This is a genomic window from Vibrio sp. 10N.222.47.A9 (assembly GCF_963872585.1).
Classification (GTDB): Bacteria; Pseudomonadota; Gammaproteobacteria; order Enterobacterales; family Vibrionaceae; genus Vibrio; species Vibrio splendidus.
In genome coordinates, this window is sequence record NZ_CAWNBB010000051.1 from 22,226 (window position 1) to 37,760 (window position 15,535).

At 43.6% G+C, this 15,535-nt stretch carries 16 protein-coding genes and 1 other RNA gene; 10 read left to right on the top strand and 7 right to left on the bottom strand.

Annotation, left to right across the window (positions count from 1 at the left end; translation table 11 throughout):
- The 5 genes from AACT19_RS16355 to mscS all read left to right on the top strand — a co-directional run.
- Window positions 1–225: transketolase-like TK C-terminal-containing protein (locus AACT19_RS16355; RefSeq protein WP_339373543.1), on the top strand; the 225-nt coding region annotated here is incomplete at its 5' end.
- 216 nt (window positions 226–441) lie between these two features.
- Window positions 442–1,491 (top strand): erythrose-4-phosphate dehydrogenase, encoded by a 1,050-nt coding sequence (gene epd / locus AACT19_RS16360; RefSeq protein WP_032545991.1) that lies wholly within the window; start codon window positions 442–444, stop codon window positions 1,489–1,491.
- A gap of 166 nt (window positions 1,492–1,657) precedes the next feature.
- Window positions 1,658–2,821, top strand: coding sequence for a phosphoglycerate kinase (locus tag AACT19_RS16365; RefSeq protein ID WP_004735491.1), 1,164 nt, complete (start codon window positions 1,658–1,660; stop codon window positions 2,819–2,821).
- Window positions 2,822–2,976: 155 nt separating this feature from the next.
- On the top strand, window positions 2,977–4,053 hold the full coding sequence (gene fbaA / locus AACT19_RS16370; RefSeq protein ID WP_004735492.1) for a class II fructose-bisphosphate aldolase: 1,077 nt from the start codon (window positions 2,977–2,979) through the stop codon (window positions 4,051–4,053).
- A gap of 378 nt (window positions 4,054–4,431) precedes the next feature.
- A complete protein-coding gene (gene mscS / locus AACT19_RS16375; RefSeq protein ID WP_029224644.1) occupies window positions 4,432–5,298 on the top strand; it encodes a small-conductance mechanosensitive channel MscS in 867 nt (288 codons plus the stop codon).
- 111 nt (window positions 5,299–5,409) lie between these two features.
- Here the strand turns inward: mscS and AACT19_RS16380 are convergent, their stop codons facing one another.
- Complete coding sequence (locus AACT19_RS16380) at window positions 5,410–6,039, bottom strand: LysE/ArgO family amino acid transporter (RefSeq protein WP_004735360.1); 630 nt, start codon at window positions 6,037–6,039, stop codon at window positions 5,410–5,412.
- A 142-nt stretch (window positions 6,040–6,181) separates the two neighbouring features.
- Here AACT19_RS16380 and AACT19_RS16385 point away from each other — a divergent pair, with 142 nt between their 5' ends.
- Together AACT19_RS16385 and AACT19_RS16390 are read left to right on the top strand one after the other, a co-directional pair.
- The gene (locus AACT19_RS16385; protein WP_076647424.1) at window positions 6,182–7,078 is read left to right on the top strand and encodes a LysR family transcriptional regulator ArgP; all 897 of its coding nucleotides are present in this window, start codon (window positions 6,182–6,184) and stop codon (window positions 7,076–7,078) included.
- A 110-nt stretch (window positions 7,079–7,188) separates the two neighbouring features.
- Window positions 7,189–7,902: an oxidative stress defense protein gene (locus AACT19_RS16390; protein ID WP_076647427.1), complete on the top strand. Its 714-nt coding sequence runs from the start codon at window positions 7,189–7,191 to the stop codon at window positions 7,900–7,902.
- Between the two features lie 120 nt (window positions 7,903–8,022).
- Here AACT19_RS16390 and serA read toward each other — a convergent pair whose 3' ends face one another.
- The 5 genes from serA to zapA all read right to left on the bottom strand — a co-directional run bounded on the left by serA (window position 8,023) and on the right by zapA (window position 11,400).
- Window positions 8,023–9,252: a phosphoglycerate dehydrogenase gene (gene serA, locus AACT19_RS16395; RefSeq protein ID WP_017077788.1), complete on the bottom strand. Its 1,230-nt coding sequence runs from the start codon at window positions 9,250–9,252 to the stop codon at window positions 8,023–8,025.
- Between the two features lie 261 nt (window positions 9,253–9,513).
- Window positions 9,514–10,170 carry a ribose-5-phosphate isomerase RpiA gene (gene rpiA, locus AACT19_RS16400; protein ID WP_017095260.1) on the bottom strand — a complete coding sequence of 219 codons (657 nt, stop codon included), beginning with the start codon at window positions 10,168–10,170 and terminating at the stop codon, window positions 9,514–9,516.
- Between the two features lie 121 nt (window positions 10,171–10,291).
- A complete protein-coding gene (locus AACT19_RS16405; RefSeq protein ID WP_017084327.1) occupies window positions 10,292–10,891 on the bottom strand; it encodes a 5-formyltetrahydrofolate cyclo-ligase in 600 nt (199 codons plus the stop codon).
- 6 nt (window positions 10,892–10,897) lie between these two features.
- Window positions 10,898–11,080: non-coding RNA, 6S RNA (gene ssrS, locus AACT19_RS16410), on the bottom strand.
- Between the two features lie 11 nt (window positions 11,081–11,091).
- Window positions 11,092–11,400, bottom strand: coding sequence for a cell division protein ZapA (zapA, locus tag AACT19_RS16415; RefSeq protein WP_004735366.1), 309 nt, complete (start codon window positions 11,398–11,400; stop codon window positions 11,092–11,094).
- Window positions 11,401–11,707: 307 nt separating this feature from the next.
- On the opposite strand from zapA, the gene AACT19_RS16420 reads away from it, so the two are divergent.
- Genes AACT19_RS16420 through AACT19_RS16430 form a run of 3 tightly spaced genes read left to right on the top strand, consistent with a single transcriptional unit; the run spans window position 11,708 to window position 14,722 of the window.
- Complete coding sequence (locus AACT19_RS16420; RefSeq protein WP_076647430.1) at window positions 11,708–12,283, top strand: YecA/YgfB family protein; 576 nt, start codon at window positions 11,708–11,710, stop codon at window positions 12,281–12,283.
- 24 nt (window positions 12,284–12,307) lie between these two features.
- Window positions 12,308–13,486: a 2-octaprenyl-6-methoxyphenyl hydroxylase gene (gene ubiH, locus AACT19_RS16425; RefSeq protein WP_076647433.1), complete on the top strand. Its 1,179-nt coding sequence runs from the start codon at window positions 12,308–12,310 to the stop codon at window positions 13,484–13,486.
- Between the two features lie 12 nt (window positions 13,487–13,498).
- Window positions 13,499–14,722: an FAD-dependent 2-octaprenylphenol hydroxylase gene (locus tag AACT19_RS16430; RefSeq protein WP_076647436.1), complete on the top strand. Its 1,224-nt coding sequence runs from the start codon at window positions 13,499–13,501 to the stop codon at window positions 14,720–14,722.
- 155 nt (window positions 14,723–14,877) lie between these two features.
- Here the strand turns inward: AACT19_RS16430 and AACT19_RS16435 are convergent, their stop codons facing one another.
- Window positions 14,878–15,084, bottom strand: coding sequence for a DUF1107 domain-containing protein (locus AACT19_RS16435; protein ID WP_004735370.1), 207 nt, complete (start codon window positions 15,082–15,084; stop codon window positions 14,878–14,880).
- Window positions 15,085–15,535: the final 451 nt, after the last annotated feature.

Sequence of the window (15,535 nt, forward strand, 5' to 3'; positions counted from 1 at the left end):
AAGCAAGACGCTGAATACCGTGAGTCTGTACTTCCAGCTGACGTAACAGTACGTATTGCTGTAGAAGCTGGCATCGCTGACTTCTGGTACAAGTACGTTGGTTTCGGTGGCAAGATCATCGGTATGACAACGTTCGGCGAATCTGCACCAGCAGGCGAGCTATTCAAGATGTTCGGTTTCACTACTGAAAACGTAGTAAATACAGCGAAAGAACTTCTTGCTTAATCATTGATTATTAGCCTTGTGCGAACAATGAAATGAATGAAAAAAACCGAGCTTTAAGCTCGGTTTTTTTGTATCTGGGGTTTGTTATCACTTAGACTAAGGCTTACAAGCAACAGATCAATCTGTCATAAGTAAGCTGAGTTATTCAAGTAATGCCTTTTAGGTAGGATTCAGTTATCATCTGTTGCACGAAATTTTGGTTAGATGTACGGAACTATGCTAAAAGTCGCGATAAATGGATTTGGACGAATAGGGCGCAATGTATTGCGCGCTGTCTATGAAAGTGGCAAAAGCCAACAAATCAAAGTAGTAGCGGTCAATGAGCTTGCTCAGCCTGACGCTATGGCTCACCTATTACAGTACGACACCAGTCACGGCCGCTTCGGCAAGAAAATCTCTAACGATCAAGAACACATCTATGTTCACCATGGCATTGGTGCTGAAGATAAAGGAGAGTTTGATACCATTCGTATCTTACACTTGGCTGATATTGAACTGTTGCCTTGGCGTGACCTTGAAGTCGATATTGTTCTTGATTGTACCGGTGTTTACGGTTGCCGAGATGACGGCTTAGCACACATCGCTGCTGGAGCGAAAAAGGTGCTGTTCTCGCATCCTGGTGCTAATGACCTTGATAACACCATTATCTATGGTGTGAATCACGAGACTATCGAAGCCGATCATCGAATCGTTTCCAATGGTTCATGTACCACCAACTGTATTGTCCCTATCATTAAGGTGCTTGATGATGCCTTTGGTATTGAGTCTGGTACTATCACGACCATTCACTCTTCAATGAATGATCAGCAAGTTATTGATGCATACCATAGCGATTTGCGTCGTACTCGAGCTGCAAGCCAATCTATCATTCCTGTCGATACCAAACTGCATAAAGGTATTGAAAGAATCTTCCCGAAATTTTCTAACAAATTTGAAGCTATATCTGTGCGTGTGCCGACGGTAAACGTCACTGCGATGGATTTAAGTGTCACAATTAATGCAAATGTGAAAGTTAATGACGTAAATCAAACCATTGTTAATGCATCCCAGTGTACATTACACAATATAGTTGACTATACTGAAGCGCCGCTCGTTTCCATCGACTTTAATCACGATCCCCATAGCGCAATTGTTGATGGTTCACAAACTCGAGTGAGCAACGGCCACTTAGTGAAAATGCTAGTGTGGTGCGATAATGAATGGGGCTTTGCGAACCGGATGCTGGATACGGTTCTTGCAATGCAAGCTTCTGAAGGCAAGAAGTAAGACCTAGAAGCAAATGTGTGGATTATTTATTTTTTAGCTTGAAATAAATGCTAAGTGTCCACATATTATGAGTAGTTAAAGAATTACCAGTTGAATAATTTATAGGCTTAGCAGGGTTGCTGAGTTTCCAAAACTTTATTTTTATTTAAATTTGAGAGGACAAATCATGTCTGTGATCAAGATGACTGACCTGGAACTTGCAGGTAAACGCGTATTTATCCGTGCTGACCTAAACGTACCAGTAAAAGACGGTAAAGTAACTTCAGATGCACGTATCCTAGCATCTCTACCAACTATCAAACTTTGCCTAGAAGCTGGCGCAAAAGTTATGGTTACTTCTCACCTTGGTCGTCCTACTGAAGGCGAATACAACGAAGAGTTCTCTCTAGCTCCTGTAGTTAACTACCTAAACGACGCACTAGACTGCGACGTTAAACTAGCGAAAGATTACGTAAATGGTCTTGAGCTAAACGCTGGTGAATTAACTGTTCTTGAAAACGTTCGCTTTAACAAAGGCGAAAAGAAGAACGAAGAAGCACTTTCTAAGCAGTACGCTGCACTATGTGACATCTTCGTGATGGACGCATTCGGTACAGCTCACCGTGCTCAAGCTTCTACACACGGCGTTGGTACATACGCTCCTGTAGCATGTGCTGGTCCTCTTCTAGCTGCTGAGCTTGAAGCTCTTGGTAAAGCAATGGACAACCCAGCTCGCCCACTAGTGGCTATCGTTGGTGGTTCTAAAGTTTCTACTAAACTAACCGTTCTAGAATCTCTTTCTAAAATCGCTGACCAACTTGTTGTTGGTGGTGGTATCGCGAACACGTTCATTGCTGCTGAAGGCCACAACGTAGGTAAGTCTCTATACGAAGCTGACCTAGTTGAAACTGCTAAGAAGCTAATGAAAGAGTGTGCTATCCCAGTAGCGACTGACGTTGCATGTGCTAAAGCATTCGACGAAAACGCAGAAGCTGAAATTAAGCACGTTTCTGAAGTTCAAGACGACGACATGATCTTCGACCTTGGCCCAGATTCAACTGCAGCTCTAGCTGAAATCATCGGCAACGCAAAAACGATTCTTTGGAACGGCCCTGTAGGCGTATTCGAATTCAAAAACTTCGAAGCGGGTACTGCGGGTATTTCTAAAGCAATCGCTGACTCTGAAGGTTTCTCAGTAGCAGGCGGTGGTGACACACTAGCAGCTATCGACAAGTTCGGTATCAAAGCAGATGTTTCTTACATCTCTACTGGCGGCGGCGCTTTCCTTGAGTTTGTTGAAGGTAAAGTACTTCCTGCAGTAGCAATGCTTGAAGAGCGTGCTAAAGCGTAATTGATTTAGAAAGGCGAGATGTGAATCTCGCCTTTTAACGTTTGCTGCATATCACACTTTTTTGCTAGAATGGCATAAGTTGTGAGCAAACGATTGCAAATTTTTAAACTTAAGTTTTTTAATCTTAAAACGATAGAATAAATAGGACTATTTCCATGTCTAAGATCTTCGATTTTGTAAAACCTGGTGTGATTTCTGGCGATGACGTACAGAAAGTATTTGAAGTAGCAAAAGCAAACAAATTTGCTCTTCCTGCAGTAAACGTAATCAACACTGATACTATCAACGCTGTTCTTGAAGCTGCTGCTAAAGCAAAAGCTCCAGTTGTTGTTCAGTTCTCTAACGGCGGTGCTGGTTTCTTCGCTGGTAAAGGCGTTAAACTTGAAGGTCAAGGCGCACAAATTCTTGGCGCTGTAGCTGGTGCAAAATACGTTCACGCAGTAGCAGAATCTTACGGTGTTCCAGTTATTCTTCATACTGACCACGCTGCTAAGAAACTTCTTCCATGGATCGACGGTCTACTAGACGCTGGTGAAGAGTTCTTCGCACAAACTGGTAAGCCACTATTCTCTTCTCACATGCTAGACCTTTCTGAAGAGTCTCTAGAAGAGAACATCGAAACATGTGCAGCTTACTTAGCTCGCATGGCTAAACTAAACATGACAATCGAGATCGAACTTGGTTGTACTGGTGGTGAAGAAGACGGCGTTGATAACTCTGATATGGACGCATCTGAGCTTTACACTTCTCCTGAAGATGTTGCATACGCATACGAGAAACTAAACGCAGTTAGCCCACGTTTCACTATCGCAGCTTCTTTCGGTAACGTACACGGTGTTTACCAAGCTGGTAACGTTGTACTTACTCCAACTATCCTACGTGATTCTCAAGCATACTGTGCTGAGAAGTTTGGTATTGCAGCTGACGCTCTTAACTTCGTATTCCACGGTGGTTCTGGTTCTTCTGAAGCAGAAATCCAAGAGTCTATCGGTTACGGCGTTATCAAAATGAACATCGATACTGATACTCAGTGGGCTTCATGGGATGGCGTTCGTACTTACGAAGCTGAGAACCGTGATTTCCTACAAGGTCAAATCGGTAACCCAACTGGCGAAGCTGCTCCAAACAAGAAGTTCTACGATCCACGCGTATGGCTACGTGCTGGTCAGTCTTCAATGGTTACTCGTCTTGAGAAAGCATTCGCTGACCTTAACGCTGTAGACGTACTGTAATTCTTTGAATTAAGTACTCTTTAAGTTTTAAAAACCCGCTCATTGAGCGGGTTTTTTTATGTCTGATAAAAATTTGTACTAAATATGTGAAAAACCTAGCGTGCGGTGAATAAATTTCGTAGTCTTTTAGTTATCGGTATTTGTGTTTATTGGTAAGTTTTATTAATTCAAAAGCTTACATAAATATGACTTTGCAATCTGTCAAAGATAGGATATCGTGCCGAAAAATTGAACTTGGTTCAGTTTATAAAAAAGGACTTGGCTTTAATTTACTTTTAACACAACGACTTAACATGAGTTGTACGGTTTATTTTGTTGTTGGGTAAGTTTGGCTTAAGGCAGTTTAGCTCATAGCATATTATATAGAGGATGCACATTATGGCTGATAGTTCGACAGCGCTTGAGACTCCAATTGTGGATGGTTTGTCTCACGCAGAGCAGTGGTTAACAAATAACTCAGATCTGTTTATTCAATACGGTGTAAACATTATCTCAGCACTGATAATTCTATTTATTGGTAACCTTATTGTTAAAGCAGTAGCGAATAGCGTGTCTAAGGTTCTTCAGAAGAAGAAAATGGACCGAGCAGTTGTGGAATTCGTCCATGGTTTAGTTCGTTACTTGTTATTTGTTATTGTTTTAATTGCTGCACTTGGTCGTTTAGGCGTTCAAACTGCATCTGTAGTCGCTGTTATTGGTGCGGCTGGTTTGGCTGTTGGTCTTGCACTACAAGGCTCACTATCTAACTTTGCTGCGGGTGTACTTATCGTTGCATTCCGTCCATTCAAGTCTGGTGACTACGTGGAAATTGGTGGTGTAGCAGGTTCAGTTGATTCAATTCAGATCTTCCAAACCGTTCTAACAACACCAGATAACAAAATGGTTGTAGTACCTAACGGTAGTGTTATCGGTAGCCCAATTACTAACTACTCTCGTCATGATACGCGCCGTATTGATCTAATGATTGGTGTTTCTTACAACGCCGATCTTCAAAAGACAAAAGCGCTACTGACTAAGATCTGTGAATCTGATGAGCGTGTACTGAAAGAGCCTGGCGTTCAAGTTGGTGTTCACACACTAGCGGATTCTTCAGTTAACTTTGTCGTTCGTCCATGGGTTAGCACTGCAGAGTACTGGAATGTTTACTTCGACCTGATGCAAGCAATCAAAGAAGGCTTGGATAATGAAGGTATCGAAATCCCATTCCCGCAAGTGGATGTACACATGAATAAAGTAGAAGCTTAACTTCTAGTTAGTTTTTCTAGCTATAAGCTTTTATAAGGAAAGGCGGATAACTTAGGTTATCCGCCTTTTTTTTGATGAGTTAAGTTTGTGGGTGACGCAATATGAACGGATTTAGCCGTACTGCTCAATGAGTCCATTGGCGAGTACAAGTGCAATAGCGAACATCATGGTTGCTACCGCGATATCGATGCCTTTCTTAACTTTGGGTTTCGATAGCGTTGGGCCTAGCTTTGCAGCGCCTAATGACAAAGAGTAAAACCACACGAATGAAGCTAAGATAGTCCCCATAGCAAAAGCTATTCTATCGTTGCCTTCAAACTGCCCGCCTATGGATCCAAGAATCACTACAGTATCTAAATAAAGATGCGGGTTTAATACGGTTACTGCCAATGCACCTAAAACAACGGTGCGCTTACCGCGAGCCAGTATCTCACCCTTTGATTCATCACTAGTACGTGTTCTGAACGCACTGCGCAGTGACAATAAACCATAAACGGTTAGGAATGCGATACCACCCAGTGTCACTGAGGTGAGCAGTAATTCATTTTGCGACAGGATCGCTCCGCCACCAAAGATACCCAATGAGATGAACAAGGTATCGAGTAGGCTACAAATCGTCGCTGTGGTTAGGTGGTGATTGCGTTTAATCCCTTGATTTAAGACGTACGCATTCTGAGCGCCAATAGGGATGATCATGCTCGCCCCTAGACCAAAACCTTGTAATAAAACCCAAAAATTCATTTTAACCTCCACTTATTTAACGATATTTACGTGCTATATGGCGAAGATACTCTGACCCTTTAAATAAGTATAATTAATGATTTTAATCTATTATTAGAGTTGCTAATGTGAGCGGTAATCAGGTCAAAAAGGAAGCAAGTTGATGCGTGGATTGGATTATAAATGGATAGAAGCACTGGATGCTGTGGTGAAACAACGCAGTTTTGAAAGGGCAGCCGAGCAGTTATATATTTCCCAGTCTGCGGTGTCTCAACGCATCAAACAACTGGAAAAATGGTTAGCTCAACCCGCGCTTGTGAGAGAAAGCCCACCAAGGCCAACACCAGCAGGAAAAAAACTGTTGGGTTTGTATCGTCGTGTTCGCTTGTTAGAGCACGAGCTTGTCCCTGAATTGATGAATGAAGAGGGTACTCAACCTCTTTCCCTATCCATAGCGACCAATGCTGATAGTTTGGCGACATGGCTGTTGCCTGCGTTATCTGATGTGATGAATTCACGTCAAGTTGAGTTGAACCTTGCGATTCATGGTGAGTCGAGAACGATCGAAAAAATTAAGAGTGGAGAAGTAGCAGGGGCGATCAGTCTTGAATCTCAACCTATTCCAGGGTGCAGCGCTGACTATCTTGGTCGTATGGACTACGTCTGTGTGGCGAGTCCTAGCTTTCATCAACGCTACTTCTCTGATGGAGTGAACTATTCGACATTAACAAAAGCGCCTGCGGTTTCGTACGATCAATACGATGATCTGCATAAGAAATTTTTGCATGATCATTTTAATGTTCCTAGAGACAGTGTGATCAATCATACTGTCGGCAGCTCAGAAGCATTTGTACGCTTGGCATTGTCGGGCGTTGCCTATTGTTTGATTCCTCGATTGCAGATTATCGAGGAGCTAGAGTCTGGTGCTTTGATTGATATTACGCCCGGCTTTTTGTTGTCTTATCGAATCTATTGGCACCATTGGCAATTAGAGAGCGGGGTATTAAAAGAGATATCTCAAGCAATATTAAATTATGCCCACAACCACTTACCTCAGTAAGCTGTTGGTTTTTGCAGCGTCAAAGTTGTGTTAGAAGTCCTGTCGCGGGATTGGTTATGTGACAAATTGCTCTATGATAAAAGAACATTTGTTCAGCATAGGTCTACCTAATGAAGTTTGTACCAAAGATGTTAGCAACGTCTCTTACTCTTACTGCAGCATTGAGTGCTGTGAGTTTTCCATCATTGGCTGACTCGCCATCTTTTCCGCATATTTCAACGACAGGCTATGGTGAAGTGATCGCGACACCAGACATGGCGACATTTTCAGTTAGAGTCGTGGAATCGACGATGACTGCTGAACAGGCTAAAAATACCGTTGATAAAGTGGTGACTGGCTTTCTAAATAAGCTACATCAAGCGGGTGTTGATGAGGCGAATGTACACAGCTCTAACCTGTATTTATCTCCTCAATATCATTACCCGAAAAATGGTAAACCTGAACTGGTTGGTTACCGTGCATCACGTAATGTGACCGTTCAAGTGAATGAGCTAGCCAACTTAAATGACTACATGGATATTGCCATTGGGCAGGGTATTAACCAGATCGATAATATCCAACTTCAGGTTCGTGACCAAGCTAAGTATCAGGAGCAAGCGCGTCTGGAGGCCATTAAAGATGCGACATCAAAAGCTAAATCATTGGCGAGCGGTTTTGAGCGCGAGTTAGGTGATGTATGGCGCGTAGATTACAACGCACAATCTTCTCAGCCTGTATTGATGCGTTCAATGGCAATGAATGCGAGAACCGAGTCGAATTCTTATGAAGATTCGACGATCACCATTCGTGATCGAGTGAATGTGATCTACCAACTAGAAGAGTAGTGAACATACCTCAGGAGGGATTAGATCATCATGATCTATTTACCTACAGTAGGCCAAGTACTAAAAAGGCTCTCATTACGAGAGCCTTTTCTATTTTACTTATGATCTATAATTCGATGATTAGTGAAGTAGACGAGCACGAATTGTGCCTTCGATCTCTTTCAGTTTAAGCAGAGCTTCTTCTGAACGATTCGCTTCCACGTCGATAACCACATAACCCATATCTGCTGCAGTTTGTAAGTACTGACCTGCGATGTTAATCCCTTCCTCTGCGAAGATGGTGTTAATTTGAGTTAGGATACCCGGACGGTTTTCGTGAATGTGCAGCAGGCGAGAAGCACCTGTATGCAGTGGTAATGATACTTCAGGGAAGTTAACACTTGATAGCGTTGAGCCATTATCAGAGTATTTTGCAAGCTTACCTGCTACTTCAACACCGATGTTCTCTTGTGCTTCTTGAGTTGAACCACCCACGTGAGGTGTTAGGATCACGTTATCGAACTGCATCAATGGGGACTCAAATGGGTCAGCATTGGTTTTTGGTTCCGTTGGGAATACATCGATTGCTGCACCTGAAAGGTGACCAGAATCTAGGGCGCCGCACAGAGCTGGGATATCGACTACCGTGCCACGTGCTGCATTGATAAAGATAGAACCAGGCTTCATGCGCTCGAACTCTTCTTTACCCATCATGTTCTTCGTTTCATTGGTTTCAGGTACGTGCAAAGAGATCACGTCACACTTGTTCAGCAAGTCAGTCATAGTATGAACTTGAGTTGCGTTACCCAAAGACAGCTTGTTTTCGATATCGTAAAAGTAAACACGCATACCAAGGTTTTCAGCAATAATACCTAGCTGAGTACCAATGTGACCGTAGCCAATAATACCTAAACGCTTACCTCGAGCTTCGTAAGAGTTGTCAGCACTTTTTTTCCAGATACCACGGTGAGCAAGAGCATTCTTCTCTGGGATACCACGTAGTAGCAATAGAACTTGGCCAAGAACCAATTCAGCAACGCTTCGAGTATTTGAGAACGGTGCATTGAAAACAGGGATACCGCGTTTTGCTGCCGCTTGAAGGTTAACTTGGTTAGTACCAATACAGAAACAACCGACTGCAACTAGCTTTTCAGCTGCATCAATAACTTCTTGGGAGATGTTGGTGCGAGAACGGATACCAATGAAATGAGCATCTTTCACTGCTTCAAGAAGTTCATCTTCAGGTAGTGAGCCTTTATGGTACTCAATGTTTGTGTAACCAGCGGCTTGCAGTACTTCTACAGAAGAAGGGTGAAGACCCTCTAGAAGTAGAATTTTAATTTTTTCTTTTTCCAGTGAAACTTTGGCCATTGTTCTCGTCCTTAAAATGGAAAGGTTGGGCAAATGCGGCGCACGTGCTACAAAACGGCTAAAAGAGGAACTTATTCACCATTTTGTCAGGAGACAAACGTTTTCCCTGTGCGTCTTCTGAACAATAAAGTAACAAAAAAAAAATGTTTTGGGTAAGAAAATTACGGAATAAGACATAATTTTACAGCCGAAAAGCAAAAAAAACGGCGCCCTTGGGCACCGTATGTAATGAAGTAACAGAAAAACTCAATCTTCTATTATTTATTCTTCAATTTTTGCACCTTCAGGTGTGCCTGTGATAACCACATCAGCACCACGGTGAGCAAATAGACCAACCGTAACCACACCAGCGATACCGTTGATGATATCTTCTAATTGTTTCGGGTTTTCGATCGCCATGCCGTATACATCTAGGATCATGTTGCCATTATCGGTTGTGCAACCTTCGCGGTAAACTGGGTCACCACCAAGCTTTACTAGTTCACGTGCAACATATGAACGTGCCATTGGGATAACTTCAACAGGCAGTGGGAATTTACCCAACACATCAACGGCTTTAGTACCGTCAACAATACAAATAAACTTATCAGAGATAGCCGCTACGATTTTTTCACGAGTCAAAGCTGCACCGCCGCCTTTGATCATGTCGCGTGAACCGTTGATCTCATCTGCGCCATCAACATAGATGTCTAACTTGAATACGTCATTACACTCAAATACTTTGATTTCTAGCGCTTCTAGTTTTTCAGTAGAGGCTATAGAGCTTGAAACCGCACCTTTGATTTTTTCTTTCATTGTGCCTAGTGCGTCGATGAAGTGATTTACTGTAGAGCCAGTACCTACACCTACAATGCTGCCTTCTTCAACATATTGAAGTGCTGCCCAGCCAGCTGCTTTTTTCATTTCATCTTGAGTCATGCCATTCTCCTGAATAAGGTCTTGCGCTTTGAATTAATCGTTCGCGTATTGAAGTTAACGTTTGGGTATTGGGTTAACGTTTGGATATCGAGGTTAACGTTTGCGGCGCGATTATAGCGCTTTAATGGCTGTTTTCCCATTGCCAAGTCTTACTCGGAGTCACGATTTTAGGTAACGGAATGTCCCATTCTTCAATTGGCAGTGTATCGACATGCTGGCAATCATGAGCCAAACCAATTGGCGTTGCTCCTTCACCAGTCTCAAACCATCGAGCCAAGGTGCGATCGTAATATCCGCCGCCCATGCCTAAGCGATGCCCTTGAGAGTCAAAGCCTACAAGGGGAGTCAGAATGAGATCGAGTTGCTGACAAGGTTTAACCAGCATCTGATTGAGTTGAGGTTCGACAATGCCGTACTTATTCAAAACAGTGGGTGTGGTTGGAGAGTAATGTAGAAACAGCAGATGTCCGGCAGAGAAGGGGTGCAGTACTGGTAAATAAGTTTGCTTGCCTTGCGCCCATAACCATTCAATTAAAGGTTGGGTATCGAGTTCGCCATCGATAGAGATATAGAGGGCAATATGTTGAGCAGACTGAATCTCATCTAGCTGCATGCACTGCTTAACTAAGTCTATCCCGGATTGAGTTTGTTGGTCGCCAGATAATGCATTGCGTTTGATACGGATCTGTTTGCGAAATTCGCTGCGTGTGAGCGTCTTCATAAGAAGGGATACCCCAAAGTGCCGTTGAGAATAGATGGCCCTTGAACCAGCGAGTTCAAGGCGGATCAGCAATGATTACCGTAGGCTTCTCGGCGGACCGAGCATGCTCAATAGCACTCAAGTACTAACCCTTAGGGATTGCTTATCGGCTCGGGGACGTGAATCCTCTGACAAACACTCCAGGGTAAATTTTGTGTACGCTATTGCTGTCCGTGCTTAACTTTACTGAGGACATCTGAAAGTGATGTCGTGAGCTGTTCCATTCGCTCGGTCAGTGCGTTTTGTTCATCATTTGCTTCAAACTTCTTGGTTTGTAATTCATAGCAAATGTTCAGAGCTGCGATCGTTAGCAGCTTCACTTCATTGGTTACCTTAGTACGTTCAGCCATCTCTTTCAATCGATTATCAAGATCGGCCGCCGCTGCAATCAATGACTCTTCTTGCCCTGGGGGACAATTCACTCGAGTCAGTTTTCCTAATATTTCAACGTCTACCGCTTGATTACTCATGATGGATGAACTCTTTAACGCACTATTTAAGGCTGTTGCCCTTTATCATATTTTTACAAAGAAAAAGTGCAAGTACCGATGAGGAAGCAATCTCCTCTGAGGGAGAAACTATAGGTAAACCGCTATTAAGATTCAAGCTTTTCAGAGTGACTGTTTGTAAATGAGAGCTTGAGCACACAGTAATTCAGCAAATTGAACAATTGGTAGTCAGTCATCCTTCAATTGCTCAGGATCGATGCTTATCAGAATTGGGGTGAAGTGGTACGATTATACTATCGATATAAAGAATAACTGAGCGAGCTATCTGATGAGCGAAACTACTTTACCTGACTACCTAACGGTTGCGACTGAACTTCAATCGGCAAGCCTAGCCGTAAACCCTGCTGAGATGCATGGTTTATTAACGGGTATGTTGAGCGGAGGCTTAAACCTGGCAGATAAAAGCTGGCAACCACTGATCTTTGATTACACCAATGAAGGTATGGGCTGGCCAGATCGCGCATTAACGCTTGCGGAAGCAACGCTAAAAGTAACGACCAGCGAAATCACAGGTTCAGGCATGGAGCTGTCTATGTTGTTGCCGAACGAAGACGCAAGCGCAAGCCTGTTTGATCTTGCGGACGGTGTGTCTGATTGGATTAACCACTTTATTTCTGGTTTAGGTTTGGTTGGCGCTCAATTGAATAAAGCGTCTGACGGTACCAAAGAAGCTTTGGCTGATCTTGAAGAGATGGCCAAGCTAGGAATTGACGAAGACGATGATATGGAAGAGCAAGCACAGCTTCTAGAGCACGTTATTGAACACGTAAAAGCGTGTGCACTAACGATTCATGCTGAATTCGGTGCTCGCCCATCTGAAGATGCGGCTCCAACCATTCATTAATCCGCTTGTCGGTTTGAGGTTATGATGGCTCAGTATGATGTTGTAATTGCTGGTGGTGCAATGGCGGGGGCAACCTTAGCCCTTGCGCTGAACCACTTAAGTCAAGGCTCTCTGTCGATAGCAGTAGTAGAGCCTTATCAGGTTGATCATCAAGCTCATCCTGGTTTTGATTCTCGTTCGATCGCTTTGTCTTATGGCACGGTGCAGATCCTTGATTCTTTGCATTTGTGGCAATCTATCGTACCGGTAGCAACCCCGATTAAAGATATCCATGTATCGGATAGAGGGCATGCCGGAATGACGGACATCTACAGTGAAGAGCTTGCTGTTGATGCGCTTGGCTATGTGGTGGAGTTGGCGGATGTGGGGCGAATCTATCAGCAGAAGCTTGAGTCCGAAGCTGCAATTACGATGCTTTGCCCTGAGTCTGTCAGTAAAGTCGAACGTGAAGACTCGCTAACGACGATTGAGCTGACAAGTGGGCAAACCATAACGACTAAGTTACTGGTTGCAGCTGACGGTGCTATCTCAATCTGTTGTCAGCAACTCAATATCTCATTGAATGAGCATGACTTTGAACAAGTTGCTGTGATTGCCAATATCGTGGCTAGCGAACCTCACCAAGGTCGCGCATTTGAGCGTTTTACTCATCATGGGCCTGTCGCTCTATTACCGATGAGTGACAACCGTTTGTCGCTAGTTTGGTGTTTGTCACCGGAGCAAGCGCAAAAAGTGATGACCCTAAACGACAATGAATTTCTTGAGCAGTTGCAGAATGACTTTGGTTGGCGACTTGGCCGACTCGAGAAGGTAGGCAAGCGTGCCAGTTACCCACTGATTCTTCGTCATCGTCAGCAAAATATCTCTCATCGATTTGCGATTATTGGTAATGCCGCTCAAACGCTTCACCCCATTGCGGGACAAGGCTTTAATCTTGGCATTCGTGATGTGGCTTCCTTGGCGGAAGAGTTGTGTACCCAACTCGATGATGTTGGGCGTTACAATGGTCTTGTTAACTTTAGAAAGCGTAGAGAACAAGATAGAGACACGACGATTACGCTGACATCAAGCCTAGTCCATTTATTCTCAAACGATTTTTTGACTGCTCGCATTGGGCGTAATCTTGGGTTAGCCGTAATTGATAACCTTCCACCACTTAAAGGTCCACTTTTGCGTCATACGCTTGGCCTAGTAGAAAGATAAGGTAGAAAAATAATGATGCAAAGTGTTGATATCGCGATTGTTGGTGGAGGCATGGTTGGCCTAGCGCTTGCTGCTGCGTTGAAAGACAGTGACCTAAGAATCGCCGTCATTGAAGGCAGGGCACCCAGTGAAGGGCTTAGCGAATTGCCTGATGTGCGTGTGTCGGCATTGAGCCGCTCTAGTGAAGTGATTCTTCGTAACCTAGGCGCATGGCAAGGCATTGAACAAAGACGTGCTGCACCTTACCAAGCGATGGAGGTGTGGGAACAAGATAGCTTTGCTCGTATTGAATTTGACTCGACACGTTTGGCTCAGCCGAATCTCGGTCATATTGTTGAGAACCGTGTGATTCAACTCGCACTGCTTGATCAGGTGAAGAAGCAAGATAATGTCAGCCTGTACATGCCCGCGACGTGCAAAACGATGGCGATTGGTGAAAGCGAAGCATGGCTAACGCTAGATAATGGCCAAGCACTGACCGCTAAGTTGGTTGTTGGAGCGGACGGCGCAAACTCTTGGGTTCGCAAACAACAAGATATCCCATTAACACATTGGGATTACGGACACAGCGCGATTGTCGCGAATATCAAGACCACAGAGCAACACCACAGCGTTGCTCGTCAGATATTCACACCACAAGGGCCATTGGCATTCCTACCAATGCAGCCAAGCAACATGAGCTCGATAGTTTGGTCTACGGAGCCTAATCGTGCCGAGAAGCTTGTATCCATGTCGGATGCTAATTTTAATAAGCAACTGACGGCAGAGTTCGACTCAAAACTTGGTTTATGTGAAGTGGTTGGTGAGCGTTTTGCCTTCCCATTACGTATGCGTTATGCACGTGACTTTGCTGTAGAGCGTGTCGCTTTGGTTGGTGATGCTGCTCATACGATTCATCCGTTAGCAGGGCAAGGCGTGAACCTTGGCCTATTAGACGCAGCAAGCTTAGCGCAAGAGCTGTTAACGCTATGGGCTGCTGGCGAGGACATTGGTACTAAACGTAACCTTCGTGGCTATGAACGCTGGAGAAAAGCTGAGGCGGCGAAGATGATTGCGTCTATGCAGGGCTTTAAAGATCTGTTTGAAGGCGATAACCCAGCCAAGAAGCTGATTCGTGGTATCGGTATGAAGCTCGCGGGTCAATTACCGGGTGCGAAAGATGAGATCATGAAGCGAGCTCTGGGTTTGTCAGGCAATCTTCCTGATCTAGCCAAGCGTCCAGTTACGCACCAATAATCGTGAATCAACAATCGCAAATCAATAGTCGCGCACGGGTGAGGCGTTGTTGATGATCAGTAGCTGGATCTGATTGCCATTGACTCAATCTGAACACGAAAAAAGGGTTGGCATTATGCCAACCCTTTTTGTTTTTAATTCTGTAGATAATCAGGTCATGCGTATGCGCAGCGCAGTTTCATGATTTCACTATTTATTTCTTTTACCGTTTGAAAGTGACGCCTTTCTGCTCGGTCTGGCAGCACGAGTTTACCGTTATCAAACTCAAATTTTCCTACGCCGTAAATGTAGATTCGTCCTTTGAAAAGTCGACTTACATGTTTAGCAATCATACTCGGTGTATAGCGCTTAAACAGTCTCATTTTAATTATCCTTATATTTACCTAGCCTGCATATTATAGAAAAACTCCGAGATAATAATTGTGATAAGCATGGAGTAATATGCAGTAGAGTTGACGTGAATTAGATATTTGTGCTGTTCTAAGCACTTTCTTCAGTAAATATCTATTTTTACGTGAGCTCCTCCCCAAAATAATACTGAGTAGTGAACTGCTGTGAACTTTCCTGTCCGGTATTAAGCAGTGATAATGTTACAAGTATAAGAATAGGCGGGATTTTTTTGTTTGTGTAATCAAATTGTAAATTTTTGACAAAAAAAAGCCCGTCTAAAACGGGCGAATAGTCACAGATGCATTACACAAAAGTGGATACTGATGTTACTCAGTGGATTCACTTGTACTGATTTGCTTAAAAGCTAGTCAGTAAATTCACAATAACGTAAATTTGCCTTTGTGACTACTTATGCTTTTATTT